At 43.2% G+C, this 23,462-nt stretch carries 11 protein-coding genes; 7 read left to right on the forward strand and 4 right to left on the reverse strand.

The window, feature by feature from the left end; all coding sequences use genetic code 11:
* The first annotated feature begins 55 nt into the window (after positions 1 to 55).
* Complete coding sequence (locus tag HZL42_RS01975) at positions 56 to 766, forward strand: hypothetical protein (RefSeq protein WP_219054034.1); 711 nt, start codon at positions 56 to 58, stop codon at positions 764 to 766.
* 64 nt (positions 767 to 830) lie between these two features.
* Here the strand turns inward: HZL42_RS01975 and HZL42_RS01980 are convergent, their stop codons facing one another.
* Positions 831 to 2,066 carry a DUF5776 domain-containing protein gene (locus HZL42_RS01980; protein ID WP_219054035.1) on the reverse strand — a complete coding sequence of 412 codons (1,236 nt, stop codon included), beginning with the start codon at positions 2,064 to 2,066 and terminating at the stop codon, positions 831 to 833.
* 237 nt (positions 2,067 to 2,303) lie between these two features.
* Here HZL42_RS01980 and HZL42_RS01985 point away from each other — a divergent pair, with 237 nt between their 5' ends.
* From HZL42_RS01985 to HZL42_RS01995, 3 genes are all read left to right on the forward strand, one after another.
* Entirely contained in the window at positions 2,304 to 2,852 is a 549-nt protein-coding gene (locus tag HZL42_RS01985) for a TetR/AcrR family transcriptional regulator (RefSeq protein ID WP_219054036.1), read from the forward strand.
* 19 nt (positions 2,853 to 2,871) lie between these two features.
* Positions 2,872 to 3,420 carry a TetR/AcrR family transcriptional regulator gene (locus HZL42_RS01990; protein WP_219054037.1) on the forward strand — a complete coding sequence of 183 codons (549 nt, stop codon included), beginning with the start codon at positions 2,872 to 2,874 and terminating at the stop codon, positions 3,418 to 3,420.
* Between the two features lie 203 nt (positions 3,421 to 3,623).
* A complete protein-coding gene (locus HZL42_RS01995; RefSeq protein WP_219054038.1) occupies positions 3,624 to 11,774 on the forward strand; it encodes a KxYKxGKxW signal peptide domain-containing protein in 8,151 nt (2,716 codons plus the stop codon).
* A 115-nt stretch (positions 11,775 to 11,889) separates the two neighbouring features.
* On the opposite strand, the gene HZL42_RS02000 is transcribed toward HZL42_RS01995, so the two are convergent.
* On the reverse strand, positions 11,890 to 12,969 hold the full coding sequence (locus HZL42_RS02000) for a KxYKxGKxW signal peptide domain-containing protein (protein WP_219054039.1): 1,080 nt from the start codon (positions 12,967 to 12,969) through the stop codon (positions 11,890 to 11,892).
* Positions 12,970 to 13,339: 370 nt separating this feature from the next.
* Here HZL42_RS02000 and HZL42_RS02005 point away from each other — a divergent pair, with 370 nt between their 5' ends.
* Entirely contained in the window at positions 13,340 to 18,937 is a 5,598-nt protein-coding gene (locus tag HZL42_RS02005; protein ID WP_219054040.1) for a glycoside hydrolase family 70 protein, read from the forward strand.
* Positions 18,938 to 19,345: 408 nt separating this feature from the next.
* Positions 19,346 to 20,569 (forward strand): glycosyltransferase, encoded by a 1,224-nt coding sequence (locus HZL42_RS02010; protein WP_255552530.1) that lies wholly within the window; start codon positions 19,346 to 19,348, stop codon positions 20,567 to 20,569.
* Between the two features lie 106 nt (positions 20,570 to 20,675).
* On the opposite strand, the gene HZL42_RS02015 is transcribed toward HZL42_RS02010, so the two are convergent.
* Positions 20,676 to 20,861: a hypothetical protein gene (locus HZL42_RS02015; RefSeq protein ID WP_219054042.1), complete on the reverse strand. Its 186-nt coding sequence runs from the start codon at positions 20,859 to 20,861 to the stop codon at positions 20,676 to 20,678.
* Between the two features lie 48 nt (positions 20,862 to 20,909).
* Entirely contained in the window at positions 20,910 to 22,130 is a 1,221-nt protein-coding gene (locus tag HZL42_RS02020) for a DUF2075 domain-containing protein (RefSeq protein WP_219054043.1), read from the reverse strand.
* 198 nt (positions 22,131 to 22,328) lie between these two features.
* Between HZL42_RS02020 and HZL42_RS02025 the strand changes: the two genes are divergently transcribed.
* Positions 22,329 to 23,429, forward strand: a complete 1,101-nt coding sequence (locus HZL42_RS02025) for a KxYKxGKxW signal peptide domain-containing protein (RefSeq protein ID WP_219054044.1) — start codon at positions 22,329 to 22,331, stop codon at positions 23,427 to 23,429.
* The last annotated feature ends 33 nt before the right edge of the window (positions 23,430 to 23,462 follow it).

A 23,462-nucleotide genomic window follows, 5' to 3' on the forward strand; every position in this document is an offset into this window, starting at 1 on the left:
ATTTCCTTAAGAAAATGCTATATTTAATATGATTAATCTTAAGGAGATGTACATAATGAAATTCAAGAAGACACTATTAATGACCGCTTTATCAGTAACGTTAGTTGCCCCTACGGTTTTAGAAGCATTTAGCAGTGAAGCCCCAGTTACGGTAAATGCTGCTAAACATAAGGCCAAGAAGCACAAGGCTAAGAAGGGCAAAAAAGCTAAGAAGACGAATAAAAAGAAAAAGGTAGCGGCACCAAAGACATCCGTCCAAAACACGAATACCACGACGCCAACTCCAAATCCAACGCCAACCCCTAGCGAAACTACTACTACTCAGCCAAGCACGCCTAGTCTAAGTAGTGATGCCACGGCTTACAATAACGCTGTTAATTCATTAGGTTCATATGCTAAGGCTGGTAGCATTAGTAATTACACCGTTGGCCCTGGCACTAGTTATCCCGGTGGAGCGAGTGTTGACATCAAGAATTCATTGAATGCCATGACTACCGACATGGGGAATACTGATTCATACGATAATCAACTCTTTGGCAATAAAGCCGTAATGGTTTTCCAACAACAAGTTAACCATTTGTACCAAGCTTTCCAAACTCGTTTTACAGCTGATGATAATAACGTCTTAAAGGAAAACTACAATAAGGTTCAACAACAATGGATCAATAGTAGTAGTAATAATTCAACCGTCAATCTTCAATGGACTAATATTACTAACTTCCTAAGCTCATTAAGTAATGCGTTTAGCAAATACTCTTCAAACTAAATTTAAAATGAAAAGCGGATTAATGAACATTATCTTCATTAACCCGCTTTTTTAATTCCGTAAATTATTTAATAAAACTCTTTTTACCAGTAATAAACTGATTACCCGGCACCGCAAATACTGATGAATTATCAGAAACAATGATTTTATTCACGGTAATGGTGGTTCCCTTTGCAATTTTTTTAACCCGGTATTTCTTTATCAAGTGTTCGTTGCTGTAAGTATATAACGCTTTTTTAGTTGTAATGGTCTTAAATGAACCATCGAATGAGTAGTAATAATCTTCATTATAATTATTTTGGGCGATTAAGACACCTCGCTCAGCGGAGTTCAAACGATTAGTAGCTGCTTTAATGGCCTGCTTCGTTTTAGCGTTGCTCAAGGCTTTCTGGGCACTTTTAACCCGGGCTTGAGCTCTGGATACATCTGCTGATTGGGTGTCATCGCTACTAGCACTACTATCACTGCTGGAGCTACTAGCGTTAGCCGAACTCTGATCAGCACTGGAACTCATGTTCTTGGACTTAGAAGTTGCGCTCGAGGCCGAACTGGAAGTGGTCGAAGTTGATTTAGCACTTGCTGATGCAACGCTACTTTTAACTGGGGCATATGAAATCGCTTTGGATGCAAACGCTAAGACACTGTTAGTCGCCTGGCTCATTGTATAGACTAATCCGTCGGCACTGGTCAATGCTGCCATGGCCATTGTAAATGCGGATGATGCTTGACTGGCTGCATTAGAGCCCTCTTGAATCGTTCCACCAGGGGTGTTGGCGGTACTTGCAATTACATTTGCAGCGCTAACCTGGTAGGTCATTAGTTGACCGGCACTGGCTAGGCTATTGGCAACACTTACGATTGAGGTCGTTGCTAAATAGGCACTGGCTGCTGATAGGGCTTCAGAGCTAGCGGAGGCATTGTACCTAGCAGCGCTGTTAGCAACACTAGCGGCGGATGAAGCCACACTAGCAAAACTATTAACTAATGAGACGTCGTTATTAATTCTTGAAACAGCGAAGTTAGTGGATGAGCCATAGGTGGCAGTAGCATTGGAGTAACCAAACGTGGTGTTGGCCGCTTCTGCTGACTGGGCTTGCTGGGTAGTGGCTGCGACCGTTGACGATGAACTAGCATTAGCACTGGAGGTGCTAACCGCAGTCGAGGTGGTATCAGCCTTAACCGTTGATTGAGCTGGGGTCAGAGCTCCGGCACCAGCGATTCCTAACAGGACCACTGATGATAAAACGACCCATTGTTTTTTAACTTTATGCATAATTTTGCGGTCCTTACGATTTTTCATAATTAAAATCCCCCTTCTGACCATACACGATATTTATACCACATTCTAAACAGTTTGACTATGAATGAATTATTCATTAAAGAAAAGCTAAAGTAGGAGGGTAATAGTTTAATTTAGTTTGTTATCTTTTGAGGTCGATTATATTAAATAAAACTGATATAATAAGACTTATTTAAAATAACTAAATTGTAAAAATATGCATTTGTTTTTATGATTTAATAATGTGAGGTGATTTATTTGCTAAAAACCAAATGGAATATTGCACAAACATACTTAGAGTTAGTGAAAGAACATTCACTTTTAAATGTAACAAATGATGATATTATTAACCATTCAGATGTTTCTAGAGGAACATTTTATAATAACTTTAATGGACAAAAGTCAATTCAAGATTACATCCAGGAAAAGATAGCTAATGATATTATTACACCAATTAAAGATGATTTAGATACTAGGGAAATCAACACTAATGATATTCATCAAGCGGTATTAGACATTTCAGACTCTTTGATTCCAACCTTATACCATCATCGTGAAATGATTAAGCTTTTGAATGATTGCGAGCTTAATCACATATGGGAAGATTTGCTTCTAGATGTAATGACTGAGTACATGGCTCCAGTTCTAAAGAACAACCGCGGATCAATCAAAAATGATCGAATCATGTTAAACTACATTAATCTAATTATTGAATCCTGGATTACAGAGGACAATCCGACCGATCCAGAGGCATTTAAAGCAATCTTATATCAATTATCAAAGCAATCAATTACCCAACTACTTTAAAAATTAGAGGGACCAGTATATGAACAAGTCCAAGCAGAAAATTCTAAATGCATTTTTGTCATTAATTAATCAAAAATCAGTGCTAGAAATTACAAATATCGATATTATTAACGAATCTGGCGTTGCTAAGGGAACGTTTTACCATAATTTCCATAGTAAGGATGATATTATCAAGTATTCTGAAATGAAAATTGATCGTGAATTAGTGCATAGTTTCGTCCAGAAGTATCGGGATGAAAATTTACCCCCAGTGACTCCAGAAGTCTTTGTGAAGATTTTCTGCGAGACCGCAATCCCATTGGTTTACGAATATCGTGACCAAATTCGAATCCTCCATGGTAGCGACGTGCATGAAGTTTGGCGGCATTACCTGGAAGTTCACTACTTTAGAATTATGAAAAAGCTCTTTCCAGAGGATAATAATTTTAACATCCGCCTCTTTATTAAGTACGTTAATTTAGTCGTGGCATTTTGGATTTCCAATTTAATTCCGATGGATCAAGAAGATTTTCAACGTAAATTTATGAATTTAATTAATAATGATGTGTTAGATTTACCAGAAAAGTAGGGGACGCTTCTAAAGCTACCCTTTTTACAAGCATCAGATAACATTGGAATTCATTTCAAATAAGTTTTCACTTTAATTAGTGGAAGCTTATTTTTTATTTGGATACTAATTTGAAATCGGATATTTAAAAATATTTGAATATTATAGGTGTAATTCACTAATAGTATACTATAATAATTATAAAACATTGGGGGGCTTTATCTATGAACAAAAATTCTAATAAAGAGCACTATCGTTTATATAAGTCTGGAAAACGCTGGATATCAGCCATGATTGTGACTGCAGCCGTTGTTTCAGTCGGTTACTCTTCAGAGGGCTATAGAAACGTGTCAGATAAATTTGGGACAACTGTTGCGAACGCTGATGAAACTAACACTAGTGACAATGTTGGTTCAACGGGATCCACAAGCAGTGCTGACCAAGCCAGTCAGGGAGTTAGTAGTACGACTACTACGCAAACAAATGAAAGTGCTAATTCCACTAGTCAAAAGGAAGCTAGTGCAGCTAGTACTGAAAGCAGTAGCAGCACCAGTCAAAGCCAAAGTAGTTCTGAATCCACGACCAGTAGCAATGCTGATGCAACCAGCCTGAACCAGAGCAGTACTGAATCTAAGTCGGCTCAAAGTAGTGCTACTGCAACTAGTCAGGAATCAAGCAATGCTACTTCAACTACGGATAAGAGTGCCGCTAATTCGACCAGCCAAGGTTCTAGTAACGTTAGTTCAACTGCGCAATCAAATGGGAGTGCATCCGAAGTGGCAGCTAATGATGTTAATAGTAAAACTTCTTCTGCAGTAGACGTAACTTACCGGCAAGAGGAAGTTAGTGGGGCGATTTCTGATGCTAATTTAAACAATGCAGTGAGTGTAACTAGTACTGCATATTCAGTTGCTAGCTCTGCTACCAGCGTTGCTAGTGCCGCTTTAAGTTCGACTTACGTCTTAATTTTGTCAGCAAGTACGGCGATTGACGAAAACGGTGCAGATTCGGCTTCATCTGCAATTAGTGCGGCTAAGTCTGCATACAATGTGCAGGCGTTACTTTATTACAAACTAGCTTTGAACACCGTAACCAGTGCACAAGATACTTATGACAGTGAGAATTCATATGTAAATACCTATTCCGCTGCCACAAGCGATGATAAAAGTACCGCTCAGAGTTTAATGAGTTCCGCATTGGTCTATGATGCAGCGCTAGGATCGTTTATCAATAATGTTTTACATACCTCGTTGGATAGTCAATCTAGCCTAATTAGCTCAATGGTTTCAACGTCATCGGCTGATTCGGTTTCGTTTAGAGTGGGTGAGTCGGAAGTAGGACCAGCCACTAGTTCTGCTAATAGCGCAATGTCACTGGCAGTTTCCGAAAATGTGGTAGCTTCTAGTTATGCTGCTTACGTTCAAAACGCCAGTTTGTTTGCTAGTAGCGTGGCTACCAACGTTGACCGAGAAGGGAAGGCCTACGAGAGTGCCAATGTTACTGCGGCATGGACATCTTATTATTCAGTAGCACCAATGTTAAAATCACTGAGTTCGTTGGCTAATGACACCTTTAATGCTTATCAAACAGCGTTTGCTTACACAAGTAACTCTGCTTCTGGATCTGATCAAGCATCTGCCTATGCAATTCTGAATTCGCTGTATAGTAATTATTACAAATCAACGGCAAGTGATAGCGCTGCAGCAACGGGAATGAATAATACCCTCACTGGAGTGTTAGGTTCTTTCAACAATGCTCAGGATTATTCAGCCACCAGCTCCGCCAATAGTGCTTCTTCAGTTGCAGATACTGCTGTTTCAGATGTATCTAGTGATGCCTCTAGTGCGGTAGCTAGCTTTGCAACCCAGGTTAGTGATCTTGCATCATTAGTGAATGCCACTTCATACGGTAGAACGATTGAAAATGATAAGGTAGTAGCAGCCTCTATGGCTGCCACTAGTGCTAATAGTTATGCGGCGGCCGTTAGTGCCGCAAGTGCATCGTTCAATACAGCTTCAAGTGCATATAATGCCGCAAGTGATTTTGCTGCTTCACAGGCATCAAATAATCCAGATCGAACTAGTGCTGAGGCAATTTTGAGTAGTGCCCAAGCATCACTAACAGCTGCTGCTAAAACGGTAGCAAGTATTTCAGCAACTAACAGTAGTGCTCAAGACGCTCTAAAATCAATCTTAGCATTAGCATATGAACCAGCGACTTATTCTGCTAATAGCGCAATGTCACTGGCAGTTTCCGAAAATGTGGTAGCTTCTAGTTATGCTGCTTACGTTCAAAACGCCAGTTTGTTTGCTAGTAGCGTGGCTACCAACGTTGACCGAGAAGGGAAGGCCTACGAGAGTGCCAATGTTACTGCGGCATGGACATCTTATTATTCAGTAGCACCAATGTTAAAATCACTGAGTTCGTTGGCTAATGACACTTTTAGTGCTTATCAAACAGCGTTTGCTTACACAAGTAACTCTGCTTCTGGAGCTGATCAAGCATCTGCCTATGCAATTTTGAGTTCGCTGTATAGTAATTATTACAAATCAACGGCAAGTGATAGCGCTGCAGCCACGGGAATGAATAATACCCTCACTGGAGTGTTAGGTTCTTTCAATAATGCTCAGGATTATTCAGCCACCAGCTCTGCCAATAGTGCTTCTTCAGTTGCAGATACCGCCGTTTCAGATGTATCTAGTGATGCTTCTAGTGCGGTAGCTAGCTTTGCAACCCAGGTTAGTGATCTTGCATCATTAGTGAATGCCACTTCATACGGCAGAACGGTCGAAAATGATAAGGTAGTAGCAGCCTCTATGGCTGCCACTAGTGCTAATAGTTATGCGGCGGCCGTTAGTGCCGCAAGTGCATCGTTCAATGCGGCTTCAAGTGCATATAATGCCGCAAGTGATTTTGCTGCTTCACAGGCATCAAATAATCCAGATCGAACTAGTGCTGAGGCAATTTTGAGTAGTGCCCAAGCATCCCTAACAGCTGCTGCTAAAACGGCAGCAAGTATTTCAGCAACTAACAGTAGTGCTCAAGACGCTCTAAAATCAATCTTAGCATTAGCATATGAACCAGCGACTTATTCTGCTAATAGCGCAATGTCACTGGCAGTTTCCGAAAATGTGGTAGCTTCTAGTTATGCTGCTTACGTTCAAAACGCCAGTTTGTTTGCTAGTAGCGTGGCTACCAACGTTGACCGAGAAGGGAAGGCCTACGAGAGTGCCAATATTACTGCGGCATGGACATCTTATTATTCAGTAGCGCCAATGTTAAAATCACTGAGTTCGTTGGCTAATGACACCTTTAATGCTTACCAAACAGCGTTTGCTTATACAAGTAACTCTGCTTCTGGAGCTGATCAAGCATCTGCCTATGCAATTCTGAATTCGCTGTATAGTAATTATTACAAATCAACGGCAAGTGATAGCGCTGCAGCAACGGGAATGAATAATACCCTCACTGGAGTGTTAGGTTCTTTCAACAATGCTCAGGATTATTCAGCCACCAGCTCCGCTAACAGTGCCGCCTCAGTTGCCAACAGTGCCATTAGCATTCCAAACAATGCCCTGGCTCCCGTAAGCAACTTCGCATCCTACGTTAGTAGCGTTGCCGCCAAAGTGGATTCCACTTCATACGGTCGGACCATCAACAACGACGCAGTCCTTGCTGCTTCGGAATCCGGAGCGAGTGCTGACAGCTATGCCGCTACCGTCAGTGCAGCGGGGGCATCATTAACTGCTGCCTCCAGTGCATACGCTTCCGCCAGCGCCTTTGCGTCCGCTCAAGCCTCTGATAATCCTGACAGACAAGGTGCGGAAGCTACTTTAGGTAGCGTTGCCATTGAATTGGCATCGGCCGAAAGTGCTGCCTCAACGATTGCAACTTTAAACACCTCTGCCCAGGGAACCCTTAAGTCACTATTAGCCTTGCCTTACCAACCAGCAACGTACTCTGCAGCTAGTTACGCATCCGTAGTGAGTTTGGCCAGTTCTGCTGTTGCTAACTACGACAGTGTGGTCAATAGTGCGAACACGGTTGCAAGCAGTGTATATGTTGCCGTTAAACGTGAGGGAACGACTTTTGAAAGTTCTAACGTCACCTCCGCTTCCCAAGCCGCTGTCAGTGCTAGTTCAGTGGCTGCCCAAGCTAATAGCGAGCTAGCCAGTGCCTCTGCAGCATTCGCTTCGGCTTCGGGGGCCTCAGCTTACGATAGTAACGATAAAAATAGCGCTGCCACAATCTTGAATTCCATTGCCAGTGCATATGCGAGTGCGTCAGGAAGTTACGCCACATTATCAACGGCCAACGATTCAGTCCAAGCCTTAATGGTTTCCATTAATTTAGCTCAAGCAACGCCAGCTAATAATTCCGCAACCAGTGCATCATCAGCAGTTAGCGTTACCATTTCCAACGTCCCTAGTGAGGCAGCTAGTGCCGTATCTAGCTTTGCAGCTGAAGTTTATTTTGTTGCTTCATTGGTCAACAAGACTTCATATGGTCGGACCGTTGAAAACGACTTGGTCAAGGGTGTATCATCCGAGGCTCCCATCGCTAGCAATTATGCTGCTGCCGTTAGCGCAGCGAGTGCAGCGCTTGTTTCCGCAACCAGTGCATATGAATCCGCCAGTGCCTTTGCGGCTTCCCAAGCTTCAGACAATCCTGATCACAGTAATGCGGAAGTAGCCCTAAGCAGTGTTTCTGCAGCCCTTACTTCCTTTGCTGCCGTTGCTGACCAGGTGAGTGCTACTAATCAATCAGCGCAGTCAACATTAAACTCCATTTTAGCATTGGCGTACGAACCAGCGACTTATTCTGCCAATAGCTATGCGGCTTCCATTAGCACTGCGGGTTCCGCAACTGCTAGTTATTTGTCCACGGTTAACAATGCAAATTCCATACTAGCTAGTGTCTATGCTACCGTTAACCGGGAAGGAACCGCATACGAAAGTGCTGCCATTAGTTCTGCAACTCAGGATGCTAGCGCTGCTCAATCAGCTGCGGATTCCTTTGCAAAGGATCTTGCTGATGCTTCAACTGCGTACGAATCAGCATCAAATGCAGTTAGTTCTGCCAATGATGCTAACGATAGTAATAGCGCCAGTTCAATTGTTGCAAACGCTAAAAAAGAATACAGCAGCTTATCAGACACGCAAACGGCAGTATCCAATGGAAATAACAACGTTCAAACCCTATTGGCCTCAATTAAAGCTGCTCAAGCAACCCCAGCAACGGCTTCCGCTTCTAGCGTTGCTACTAAGGTTAGCACCGCTGTTGACTCAGTATCCAGCAGTGCAGCCAGTGCGGTTAATAGCTTTGCGACCCAAGTGGCTAGCGTTGCTTCACTAGTCGACGCAACTTCCTTTGGTCGCACCGTTGAAAATGATCAAGTTAACGCCGCTGCAGAAGCCGGAAGGGCCGCAAATAGCTATGCCGAATTCGTTAGCGCTGCGAACACCACCTTAGCTGCGGCTTCCGATGCTTACACATCCGCCAGTGCCTTTGCCGCTGCGCAATCATCAGATAACCCAGATCGTAAGGATGCTGAACAATCATTAGCTAGTGCCTATGCAGCTTTAACTGCCGCTTCATCTACCGCCGCTCAACTTTCAGCCACCAATAGTTCTGCTCAAGCGGTGCTTAAGTCACTGCTTAACTTGGCCTACGAACCGGCAACCTACTCAGCAAATAGTTATGCAACTGAAATTAGCGCTTCCAGTGCGGCCATTACTAGTCAGGCGGGGGTAGTTACCAGCTTTAATTCTGCATTGAGCAGTATTTATGCTACTGTTGAACGGGAAGGAAAGGTATTTGAAGTTTCCAACGTTGCTACCGCAAATCAAGTTGCCAGTGCAGCTAAGTCGGTACTTGACGAGGCAAGTAGCACATTAGCGAGCGCATCTGCAGCTTATGCTTCCGCTACTGCCGCTTCCGCTTACGATTCAAACGATAGTAGTAGTGCTAACATAATTTTAGAAAGTGCATTCCATGAATTTAACAGTGCTAGTGCTGCCCAAACGGCACTATCGCATGAAAACGACACTATCCAAAGCCTGTTAGCCGCAGTTGAGTCTGCCCAGGATAAGCCTGCTAGTGACTCCGCAAATGATGCCTCCACAGCTGCAAATATTGCTACTGTAGAAGTTCCAAGTTCCGCATTAAGTGCGGTTGAAAGCTTTGCAACCCAAGTCGATAGCGTTGCTTCATTGGTTAACACCACTTCATTCGGCCGGACCGTTGAAAATGATAAGGTCTTATCAGCAGCATCTGCTGGTTGGTACGTCGATAGTTATGCTTCTGCCGCTAGTGCAGTCAGTTTAGCCTTTAATACCGCAACCAGTGCGTACGAATCTGCGAGTGCCTTTGCTGCTGCTCAAGCATCGAATAATCCAGATCGCCAAAGTGCTGAACAGACCTTAGCCAGTGTTTCCGCAGCTTTAACCACGGTTAAAGAGACCGCAGCCAAGGTATTAGCAACCAATAGTTCCGCCCAAAGCACGCTTAGTTCACTGTTGGCCTTGCCTTACCAACCAGCAACTTATTCTGCAACTAGCGATGCAACTGAAATTAGTTCATCCAGTGCGTTCGTTGCGAACCAGGCGAGTGCAGTCAACAGTGCCAGCGCATTAGTCAGCAGCGTTGCAACCGCCGTTGCCCGCGAAGGAAAGGCGTACGAAAAGGCGAATGTAACTACTGCTTCTCAAGCCGTAGCTACTGCTTCTCAAGCTGTTGACTCAGCAAGTGCAGCGTTGATCGCTGCCAGTGGTGCGTACAATTCAGCAATGGCTGCCCTTGGTTCAGCTCACGATGGGAATGACCAAGCGAGTGCCACTTCCGTTACCGCCGCTGCATTTAAGTTGCTCGGTAGTGCTACTACCGCTGATTCAGAAGCAAGGGCCACTAACAGTGCTGTGCAAAGCAAATTCGCTGCGCTTGAATCAGCACCAGACGCCCCCGCAACTGAGTCTGCTACCAACGCATCTGCTGTAACCAGTGAAGCCGTATTGGGTGCACCGGATAATGCTTTATCATCCCTTAACTTTGTTGATGAATTGGTCAACAGTGTGGCAGAATTAGTGAACGCCTATGGTAAGCAGGCAAATGCTTCCGCAGTTGACGAAGCCAGTATGGATGCTAGATCTGCGAACTATTTCACTTCCGCTTATCAATCAGTGGCCAACAGGGTATCTTCAGCATCCAGCGCATACGCTGCTGCGAGTGCTTTTGCCGCTGCCCAAGCTTCAGATAATCCCGATCGTTCCGCTGCTGAAAGTCGTTTGAATTCTGCAGCCGCAACCCTAACGTCAGTAACAAGCACCGCAGCCGCATTAAATAGCGTGAATGGAACAATCCAAGCGACGTTGAAGTCAATTTTGGGTTATCAAGATACTTCGTCGGCAACTAGTTCCGCAACCAGCGCCTCCGCAGTGGTTAACTCTGCTAATGCTGCTGAAAAGAACTCCGCTAGCGTGGTCAATAGTGCTAGCGCAGCCATTTCCAGTGTTGCTTCCCAATTCGATCAGAATGGCCACCGTGCTGACGGGACCGCCTTAAGCACCGCGCAACTAGCCGGGAGCGTTGCATCCAGTGCCGCCGTCCTTGCTAGTGCTACCCTCAGCAACGCCAATGGGGCTTACAGTGCTGCCAAGCGCTTTGCGGACAACGCTACTAATCTTCCTGACAAGAGCAGTGCCGAGGCGGTCTTGAGCGCCGCTGCCCAGACTCTGTCAACGGTAGCAACCTCTGCTGCTGCTGTATCCAGTGCTAATAGCACCGCCCAAAAGCAACTTAGTTCGCTCCTAGCAAACTTACCAAAGCCGGCTCCAGCTTCTTCAGCTGCCGCACCGGTTTCATCTGCTTACGTGGCACCAAGTTCTTCTACCCAGTTGGTATCATTGGTATATGTATCAGCAGGAAGTCTTACAGCTAGCTCAACGGCTGCATCGAATACGGTAGTAGTTGAGTCATCGGTAGCTTCATCAGCACCGGCATCTTCAGCTGGGCCTAAGTTTGTTCCATCAACTTACTTCCCACAATTCGAGAAACCAATCAAGAAGGATACCCTTGCTGATAAGCCAACCGTCGTTAGCAAGAATAACGACAAGCAAGCCGATAAGAATACCACTGCTAAGTCTGATCAAAAGAGTCAAAAGAAGACCAAGAATACCCATGTAACGAAGCAAGACGTAGAAATGGCGAAGGAATTAGTGCGGGATGCCAAGAAGAAGGTTACCAACGCTAAGTCCATCGTAAAGAAATTAACGACTCGCTTTAACCTCCTCATGGCTAAGCGAAACTACAAGAAGATTTTGAAGGCTTACAAGGCGTACCTTGCAAAGGTAAAGCATACTAATACCAAAACTAAATAAGCCCGTTAATATAAATACGCAAAAATAATCATAATGCGTGGTACCAAAAAAGAATCCCACCTGCTGAACATTTTCGTTCCAGCGATGGGATTCTTTTTTTGATGGAGTAATAACTTTATCTATATTCCAAGCCACTTAGCGTATCGTATTTGTACTGAGCCTTTTTTAACTGCTTATTTGCCTTGGCTTGCTTTTGCTTAGCATGCCGTTTCTTAGCTGCTGACTTGGCTTTCTTATAAACTTGCTTGGCTTTTTTTGCTTCCGCCTTGGCCTTCTTGTACGCTTCCTTAGCAGCCTTTAATTTCGCCTTAGCTGCTTTTTCCTTAGCCTTTAGTTTCGCCTTGTTCTTTTTAGAATCAGATTGCGCACTTGCACTACTGTATGGCGTAGCAGAAGGGGTCGCCTCACTACTTGCCGAAGAAGCAACACTGCTAGTCGCTGAACTGGCACTACTAGTGGTAGCGCTACTACTACTGGATGCGCTACTTACGGCACCACTACTAGCTGAACTAGAAGTGGCACTGCTGGCAGTGGAACTGGCTGCGGAACTAGTGGTGGCACTACTACTGGTAGTTGATGCAGCTGATAGGGAAGCAGCTGCGTATTCTGATCTAGTATTTGACAGAAGAACCTGGGCACTGCTGTATATCGCTGATGCAGCTACACTAGCGACACCATAGGAACTATAGCTTACCTCAGCTGACTGAAGAAGTAACCATGCATTAGATGTAGCGTTAGATGCAGAGTTAGCAACTGACTTTGCACTATCGTATGCAACTGAATAAGCACTTGCTTGAGATGAAGAAATGCCACTTGAATTCATCGCATTAGAGTATTTATACATATCAGCAATCGCACTGTCAGAAATTTGACCAGCATATTTTAAATTATCCCTAGCTTCGCTATCTTTAACCGTAGCCGAAGAAAACGCTAAGCTCGCACTCACACTTGCCGCATCCGCCGATGATGCCATCGACTGTGCCGCTACATATGCTGATGATTTCTGTTCGTATGTATTCCCAGAATTAACTACTGATGCAGTCGCATAACTACTAGTCGTATCCGCATTAGCGTATTCATAATGTGCACTGACCGCTCCTGTTATTGCAAATGCGCCCGTCATTACCATCACTGTGATCCACCGTTTACCAGCCTTATAAAGCCGGTAGTGTTCTTTTGGATGATCGTTTTTCATATATATTCCTCCAATTTATATTAAAATTCAAACCATACTATTATCATATTATATCAAATTAAAAATGATATCGAATTGATTTATCCTTATTTTTGTCAACTTAGCATTATTACAACTACCCATTGGATGTTAAATTAGATCAGATTCTAGCTAGTAAATGGGCCGCACTAACGAACTTGACTTATAAATATTTTAGCTAACCATTAAAAAACGTTAAAAAAAATCAAATATTTGATATAATTAATAATGAAATTTTAAAATATGTTAACGATTTATAACCTAGTGATCGACAGTTTGAAATTATCTTATAACACCGTTGCCTTTGAACCGTGGTTGGTATTCGCGCCAACGTTTATTTTGGGGGGATATTATGAATTTAAACAATAACAATATAAAGATTCATTATAGAATGTATAAGTCCGGAAAAAATTGGATCATTGCTGGAATCGTTACTCCACTGGTTCTAATTGGGATTGGGGAAGTTAATGCCCACGCCGATGTAAATTCGAATCAAACTAATTCGACGCTCCCTCAAGATACGAACAGTGGGGCTACCAGCAATGCTACCGTGGCCAGTGCCACTAGTAATTCCAGTAATTCTTCGGCGCCTAGTGCCACTAGTAGCGAATCCAGTTCCACTACCACGAACAGTGCCAGCGCTACTGCAGACACCGATGTTACCAGCAGCTTTGTTGCCAGTGCTAACTCGAAAACAAGCACCGCTAGCAGCGTAGCCAGCTCTACATCAGCCAACAGCAGTGCGCCTAGCTCCACTTCTGCCACCAGCGTTACCAGTGGCTCATCCAGTACCACCCCTAGTCCTAGTGCGTCCGGTAGTTCAACTAGCTCCGCAACTAGCAATAGCGCCACCAGTGGTGCTTCTAGCGATTCTTCCACCACATCATCCAGCAGTGACGGAATCACTTCTGATTCTGAAGACAGTCGTTTTGCCCAAGCGCAGGTTCCATCCGATCCCACCAGCGTTAGCCCAAACATTAAAATGGTTGATGGTACATATCACTATTACAATAACAATGGCGAGATGCAACGCAATCTGTTAGTTAATAACAATGGGGAACTAGCCTATTTTGATGCGAACGGAAACTACGTTGCCCTAAATACTACTCTGCCACAGACCAACCTCATAACGATCAACAATAGCTACGCCACCCATAATGCAATTTACAGTGTCGATAGTAATAACATCACCACCACTGACGGCTTTCTAACCGCCGGCAGCTGGTATCGGCCAAAGGACATCCTTCAAAACGGGACCACGTGGGTCGCATCTACTGCCAACGACTTCAGACCACTACTAATGGTTTGGTGGCCGAACAAGCAAGTGCAAACGAACTACCTAAACTACATGTACGCTAATCATTTGAGTGCCACGGCATATACCAATGATGCCAGCCTTGACGACTTAGCGGCAGGGGCGCAAGCAGTTCAAGCAAACATCGAACACCAAATCACCGCTGATAACGGCTCGACAGATTGGTTGAAGACCCTAATGAACAACTTCGTCAATACGCAGACGATTTGGAACATTTCGAGTGAAAACAGTAGTTCCACCGACGGCTTCCAGGGTGGGACGCTGGCGTTTGGGAACAACATCCTTACGCCCAACGCCAACTCCGACTACCGGTTAGTCAACCGGGCTCCAGCCAATCAGACCGGGCAGCCCGAGTACAACTATGACTCCTGGAATGGCTCTGAATACCTCCTGGCAAACGATGTTGATAACTCCAATCCCGTCGTTCAAGCCGAAACATTGAACTGGCTCTACTACATGATGAACATTGGGACCATTTCTCAAAACGATCCTAGCGCTAACTTCGACGGAATCAGACTGGATGCCGTTGACAACATGGATGCCGATTTAATTCAAATCATCTCTGATTACTTCAAGGCGGCATATAAGACCAATGCTAATGATGCGAATGCGGATAGTCGGTTATCAATTCTAGAAGACTGGAGTAAAAACGATGCATACTACCTCCAGAACAACGGGCAAAACCAACTAACAATTGATGATTACCTGCACTTTAATTTGAATAGTGCGCTGAATGCTAAGCCAGGCGGTCGGACCGCAATCAGTAATTTGATCAACGGAAGTTTGTTTGACCGGACCAACGACTCAACTGAAAACACCGCCATTCCAAACTATACTTTCGTGCGGGCCCATGACAGTGGGGTTCAAGAACTACTATTCAGAATCATTAAGGATAAGATCGATCCGAATTCGACTGGTTATAACGCCACGCAGGATCAGTTAAATCAAGCCCTGAGCATCTACGATCAGGATATGGCCTCCACTAATAAGCAGTATAACTACTACAATATTCCATCATCTTACGCGCTGATTTTGACCAATAAGGACACGGTTCCCCGCATCTACTATGGTGATTTATACACCGACGACGGTCAGTACATGGCTAATAAGTCGCTTTACTTTGACGCCATCCAAGCAATGCTAACCGCTAGAATTAAGTACGTCGCTGGTGGCCAGTCCATGAACGCGGTTAATAGTAACCTGATCACCTCGGTCCGTTATGGGAAGGGTGCCGAAACCGCAACCGATACTGGTGATAGCGAAACCAGAAATTCTGGAATTGCCGTGGTGGAAGGTAACGACCCGAACCTTCCAAACACCCAGGTAACCATCAACATGGGGGCAGCCCATAAGAACCAAGCCTACCGGCCATTGATTCTTACAACCGATACTGGCCTCCAGGAATACGCGACCGATGCAGATGCCGCAAATAACGTTATCTATACCGATGCGAACGGGAACTTAACCCTCAGCGCGGATCAAGTGAAGGGGTACAGCAATCCGCAAGTTTCTGGATACCTCTCAATGTGGGTTCCCGTCGGGGCCAGTGATAACCAAGACGTTAGAACGGCGGCGAGCGCCACTCCGGCTACTGATGGCAACACGCTCCACTCGAACGACGCCCTGGATTCCAACGTTATTTTCGAGAGTTTCTCTAACTTTCAATCGATGCCCCAAACTACTGACCAGTACCAAAACGTCGTCTTAGCTAACGTGGCCCCAATGCTGAAACAGTGGGGGATTACCTCGGTTCAACTGCCACCGCAGTACCGTTCCGTGAGTGGAAATGAATTTGTGGATGCCACGGTGCAAAACGGGTACGCATTTACCGATCGTTACGACTTAGGGTATGGAACGCCTACTAAGTATGGAACCATCGACCAACTAACCAACGCCATTAAGGCCCTCCATGGCCAGGACATTCAAGCAATTGCAGATATCGTGCCGAACCAGCTTTATGACCTTGCCACTCCGGAAGTCGTTTCCGCAACCAGACAGAATCAATACGGGCAAGATAGCGGCAACACCACCATCTATAATGACTTATACTACGCTAACACCACTGGGGGTGGGACTTACCAACAACAATATGGTGGTGAATTCCTAGCCCAGCTGGAACAGGAATATCCAGAACTATTTAGCGCAGTTCAAGTTTCAACTGGCAAGCCAATCGACCCAAGCGTTAAAATTAAACAGTGGTCTGCCAAGTACCTAAACGGAACTAACATCCAAGGGCGTGGTTCAGATTACGTCCTAAGAAACTCAGGTAACTCGGGGTACTTTACATTGGGCAGTCAGGGAATTAATTTACCAAACCAGTTATTAGGAACTAGCGTCCAAGTTGGAATAAGCAATGATAACGGAAAGGTATCGTACTATACATTGAGTGGACAGAAAGCAACTAACTCCGTCGTTGACGTTGACGGGGTGCCATACTCGTTTGATCAAGCTGGCAATTTAATTACCGGTGGCTACAGCAACAATGGGGTTCAGTACGAAGCCCTTCCAAATGGGCAGGGGTTAAGCAATGCCTTCTTCCTTAACAACGGCAAATTAAGTTACTTTACCGCCAGCGGAAATTTATTTACCAATGGCTTTATGAGCAACCCGTCCAACCCGAGTGAGTTCTACTACTTTGACCAAAATGGCCAAGCATTGACCGGACCTCAAATGGTGGATGGATACCAACTACTATTCAGCCCGGATGGGATTCAATTAAAGGGGGTAATTAACAGGAACTCGAATGGTGATTTCAACTACTATGATCCTAGTCAGGGTCGGTTAGTGACGAACCAAGACGTGACGATAAATGGGCTTTCTTATCACGCAGATGCAAACGGGGTCTTAACCCCAATTGGCAACACCTCTGGTTCAACATCGAACGCCAGTGGCAGTGCCTCTGGTTCGTCATCTAATGCTAGTAACGGAGTTTCGGGCTCGTCATCTAGCACTAGCAACAATGCTTCAGGCTCATTCTCCAGTACCAGCTCCGCTAGTGCTAGCAGCAGTAGCAGCGCGCCTAGTTTGTCCGCTAGCACCCATGAAAGCTCCTCAAGTGCGAGTTCGAGTGCCAGCAGTAGTGCTTCTAGTTCAGCTACTAGCACCAATAGCAGCACTGCTAGCATAACTTCAAGTGCAAGCAACAGTTCTGCCATTGCATCATCTATTGCCAGTAGCGTTACTTCCGCTGAAACCAGCGTCACTAGCATTTCGTCCAACCCGAATACCTCGTTTGCTAGCATCAGTTATAGCTACCTAGCTCCCGAAACGACGACTTCCGCGCTTTCATCCGTCGCTAGTTCGATTAGTGACTTGTCCAATAAAGTTCAACGGTTGAACAGCAGTGCCCAGTCCGCAGCAACGCAGATATTTATTCTTTCCAGTCAAATTCCGACTAGCTCAGGACTAAGTAGTTATGCCTTTGCTGCCAGTACGGCGTTAAACACCATTGCTTCGGCTTCTGCCGATGTCTTAATTGCCAATAGTCAGGCTAACTCCGCGATGTTCGTAGCTAATGCAGCGGTGATGGTTGCTAATTCAGCCACTAGCACTGCGAATAGTGCAGCTGCCGTGGCCAATGCTGGAAATTCGGCTGCCGCAGTGGCCTACTCACGGGGGGATGCACTAACGGGAAACAGCTATGCCAGTGCGGCCTGGTCCGCTGCTGCCACCGCCCAAAGTGCGGTCTCCTTGGCAGCTTCAGCGAACGTGGTGATTTATTCTGCCAATGCTGTGACTAGTTCTGCCCAAGCGCGGCTTGATAGTGATTATCAGACGGTCGGCTTAGCAACGAATGTTATCTTTAATGTGAACAGCTCTGCTTTTTCAACGTCCACCAGCTCAGCAGTTGAATCTAATTCAACTAATGCTGTTAGTTTCGCTAACGATAGTTCCGTGGCTGCGACAAGCCAAACTGCCTATCAGGTGGCCCACAATGGTTACAGTGATGGATACAACGGCAAGTCTGCTGAACACTTTACTGGGAGTTCCTCAACCTACCAGGCGGACTATCTAAATGCATATCAATCCGGGCGAAAAGCCTACCTCAAAGACGTGGATTCTGGCAAGAATGCAGCTAAGCAGACTTCATTCTACGCGAAGGAATCCCTGGCTGGTAAATCAACTGGGTACAAGGACGGCTACTTGAAAGAATTCAATGCGCGCCTAAAGCAGAATCATAAGTACATCTATAACGTAAAAAACCTCTACCTTTACAAGAGTGCTGACTTTACCTATGATAATCGGATTCAGAAATACTATAAGCAATCCCCAGCAACAGCAAATGAATTTACCATTACCGGGGTGGCACTTTCTAAGAGTGACCTAATTCGTTACTCCGTTAAATCACGCTCCGATAGCAAAATCAAAGGCTATGTAACTGCCAACCGCAAGTACGTTCAAAATACTTACTACAGCAAATCGGATATGACGAAATCCAAGACGATTAAGGTAATCAACGATAAGGGAATCAATGTGCATTACACCAACGGTTCCGTTTCTAGAAGTGGTCGGCACTACCAAAAGGGTGCTGAAATCAAAGTTCAACGGGTCTTTGATCATAATGGATTGACACGCTTCTTGATTGCGGATGGGGTTTACATTACCACCAATAAACAGTTCGTGAAGTTCGTTTAGGATTTTATAATTAATTAAGGCTAGTTTCGATTTTGAATCGAGGCTGGTTTTTTTGTGGATAAGTAAAATCATCTAATATATATTTTTGTATCATTTTTGGATAAGCTTTTTGATCTTAAATCTTATTAATTTTTTAATCTAATTGTTTTTATTGTATAATATTAATTAGTTTCTATTATTTGTATACAATGATAATTGTATTTATGACTGTTGCTTTATAATAGTCTTTTTGTCTGGATGTAATTTTTAGGGGATGTTATTATTTCAAGTATTAATTTAAAAAAACAATTCCTGCAAATCACTACCATTTCGATTCTTTCGCTTATTTTTATTATCTTTTGTGACTATTTTTTTAGGAATTCCTATCCAGTCTACTTAGAAGTAATATTTGTAATGAATGTTTTGATTATGTACGGTAAATTTATATTTTCTTTTATTTATAGGGTGAGGGTGAGTCGATTTCGAAAGAGGCACTCTATTGATGAGGTATCTGGATCTGTTTCAGTTATTATTCCGTGCTATAACGAAACAGCTGATAGTATTAAAAAGCTATTTAAAAGTTTGGAAAGTCAAACTATTCTGCCAAAAGAAGTAATTTTTATTGATGATGCTAGTACTAATAGAATTGCTTACAGATTTGCCAGAAAATATGCTAAAAGATCTAAAATCAACATCCTTATTAGGTCTCAATCTGAAAATCAAGGAAAGCTCAAAGCGATTTATAGGGGAATAATAACAGCAACTGGTGACTATCTATTATTTATTGATTCTGATGGATATGTTTCTAAAAATGCAATTCAAGAGTTGCTTTTTCCGCTATATCACAATCCTAAAGTGGGTGCTACATGTGGCCATGTAGTTCCTAATAACAGTGGCGATAACTTTTTAACTCGGATGCAATCCGTATTATATGAAAACTCTTACAATTATGGTAGACAGTATCAGAGTTTCTTTAATAAAGTAATCGTATGTTCAGGAACCCTTAGTATGTATCGACGCGAAATTATTGCAAATTCAACTTCAGAGCTATTAACTTCTAGATTTTCTTCTAAGGATCGCTATACGGGTGATGATATTACAATGACCGGAATTGTTTTAAGAAGGGCACTAAGAACAATTTACGTTGAAAACGCGATTTGTTATACGAACGTTCCAACCTCACTTAGTGACTTCTTTACCCAACAACTACGTTGGATTAGGGATGCGTATTTTAATTACTTAGAGGGCATTGGTTTATTTTTTAAAATGCCGGTTTACTTCTTACTTCAGACTCAAGAAGTGCTTTATTGGTTAATTAGTTTATCAGCTTTATTAACATTTGTATTTAGTAGTCATATTGGGATTACTATCTCAGCGCTTTTGGTTATTATTGGATATGATTTGGTTGCGATGATAATGGATAATTACTATCTGATATTTATAAAAAAGAAAAATCCGTTTTTAATTATGATTCATCATTACACATACATGGTATTAGTATTTTGGATTAGAGTTATTGGACTGTTAACAATGTTTAAGCGTAAGTGGGCTGAGCATGATACTCAAAAGCTAATGCAACTTAAAAAGGGAATTAATGTGTCTAAGAGAAGCCGAACTATTTACCACCAGTCATTAAACAACAGGAAAGCTTAAATAAATTTATGAGATAACTAAATAACGTCAAAAAAGGTGCATTAATAATTACTAAACTTAATCTAGTAATTATTAATGCACCTTTTTATCAACATTGTTTACAATTCTATTTTCTGGAATTTCTCAACATCTTCACATACGCATAAATTAAAATGATTTCCACAATTGACAGCACGATTTCAATCACCGTATTCACACCATCTGGGAAGTATTTAGTGATAAAGACGTAGTGGATTAACATGATTACCGCAATGACCACCAGTGAAACTCTTAAAAAATTAAGCTTACCCAATTCATTCACCTACCCGTTCAATCATAATTACCTTTATTATACATGAATTTAAGCATCTTGGTGTTGATGCCAAATTTGTTCCAAACGATTGCGCAACTTTTCATCGTGGGCAAAAACATACAGACCCTTAACGCCCCGTTTCATCAAGACATTGACCGAATTCAACACCAACGTCTGTTTGATTTGCGCAAATTCCTTGGGATCAGAGATATCCTTACGTTTCTTTAAGGATTCAACATCCGTAAACTTACTTAAATCAACGTATAAGTGGTTTTGATCATCAATTTTAATCGGCGGCCCTAAAATAACCCCGACGTAGTTCAAATCAAAGCCCTGGCAGGTAAACATTGAGCCGACTTCATTAATTGTTTCCGGAAGTTCAGCCCACGGCGTCTGGGTGTAATTATACTGGTCCCACGGCATTTTAAAATTGCCCTCAACAATGTAGTGCTTGCCACCATCCAGGGTGGAAGGGTAGCCGGAGGTCGAAACGATTCGGGACAGGCCGACTTCCTGATTGCGTTTGACCACTAACTGCCGCATCTTTTCGGCGTCATCAAAAATTCGAAAATCATAACCAGCGCCAAGGTCGTTTGGTAACGACGTTAAGGTCCCATCAGTTAGGGTGTTGATCCATTTGACCAATTGATCACTGGCGTTCATTCGAAACTGGTGGGTTAAGTGATATTCTCCCACAGTATATGGAGCAATTAGCTTCTTCAACCGATTCGTCGTCCAAAAGCTCTTGGTCCTTAGGACTTGGCGGTGGTCAAAGACTAAGATTGTGATTTGGGAACGTTTGATGATTTCGGTCAATTGATTATCCTGGTAAAAATTATTGTAGGCGTCACGACGTGATAATAAGAGGTGGGCTTCGTCGATGACTGTAATGTCAGCTTGGGTATCATTTTTGGTCATTTGATTAATGAAGGAAGTCGGCCGGTTAAAGTTCTTTTTTAAGACGTGTGATTCCGCCCCGGCGATTTGTTTGTAGACTTTGAGGATTTCGGGATGGTTAACTAAGAAATAGTTCTTAGTCTCAGCCAGCGGGCCGTTTTTTTGCGCCGCCATTTGCTGAAAGTCATAAAAGAGTTGGCTTAAGATGACGCTCTTGCCAGTGCCAGCATCGCCATAAATGACGTAGACGGATTTTTGATCATCGTGAAGATGCTTAATGGCAAACTGCTCAATGCCATTGATCATTTGATCCTGCTCGTCAGTTAAATGATGGTGATTAGCAAGTAATTTATTAACGGTTGAATTATCCATCTAAAAGCCTCCAAAATTAATTAATTATGAATATTATACAATGCTTTAGTTACAATGATAAAATGATAAATGCAAGTAACTTTGCAAAAGCTTAATATGTACTTTTAATTACAAGAGTGGTAATATAAGGACACAATTAAAAATTGATTACATAATTGATTTTTGAAATTCTTTTTAAAACTTCAGGAGGTTTTTTCTATGAAAAACAAGAATCCAAAGGAACACTATCGTCTATATAAATCTGGTAAGAACTGGGTTGCAGCAATGGTTATGACTGCAGCAGTTGTATCAGTAGGTTTTGTAACTGTAAATAACGCACCAGCAGCTACTGCACATGCGGATGTTGTTTCAGATCTTAATGCTAAAGTGGTATCAACTGCTTCTGCTTATAATAATGCAACTGCATCCGCTAATAATGCACAATCAGCATACAATGCAGCGGAATCAGCATATAATGCAGCTACTGTAAATGCTCAAAATGTTCAATCAGCATACAATTCAGCAACTGCAGTTGCTAATAATGCATCCGCATCCGCATCAGCAGATAGCACAGCAGCTAGTTCATATGCAACTTTAGCTAGTTCATACTCAGCAGCATCTAATTCTGCATCCGCATCTGCTGCTAGCTCATCAGCTAGTTCATATGCAGCAGCAGCTAGTTCATATGCAGTATCAGCTAGTTCATATGCATCAGTAGCTAGTTCATATTCAGCTTCAGTTTCATCAGCTAATTCAGCAGTAGCTAGCGCTTCATCAACAGCACAAAATGCAAGTTCAGCACTATCAGTTGCAAATAGTGCTAAGAGTTCTGCTTCCTCAGCTTACTCATCAGCATTTGCAGCACAAAATTCATATGCTTACGCATACAACAACTCATTTGCTCCAGTTCAATCTGCTTCTTCATCAACCCCCGTTGGTGATCAAGGATACGTTGCTAGTTCATATGTAACTACTTCATCTAGTTCAGCAACTTCAAGTGCTAGTTCTAGTGCTGCTACTTCGTCAGCATCTAGTGCTTCTACGACTTCAGCTAGTTCATCTGCAACTAGTTTAAGCTCACGTGCTGTTACTGTAAGTAGTGCAGCTGATACTAAGCTTGTAGCTGGTCATTCATCAAAGACTACTGCTAAGAAGACTACTAAGGCTGAAGTTAACAAGGCTAAGAAGGCTGCTAACAAGGCAAAGAAGGAAGTTTCAAAGGCTAAGACTTCAAAGGCTAAGAAGGCTGCTGAAAAGAAATATAAGGCTGCTGAAAAGAAGTACAACAAGTTAAACAAGGCTTACAAAGCTGGTAAATAATCATTTAAATTAAGGGACGTTTAAGTTTTATTT

It is taken from the genome of Lactobacillus sp. Sy-1 (assembly GCF_019303535.1).
Classification (GTDB): Bacteria; Bacillota; Bacilli; order Lactobacillales; family Lactobacillaceae; genus Nicoliella.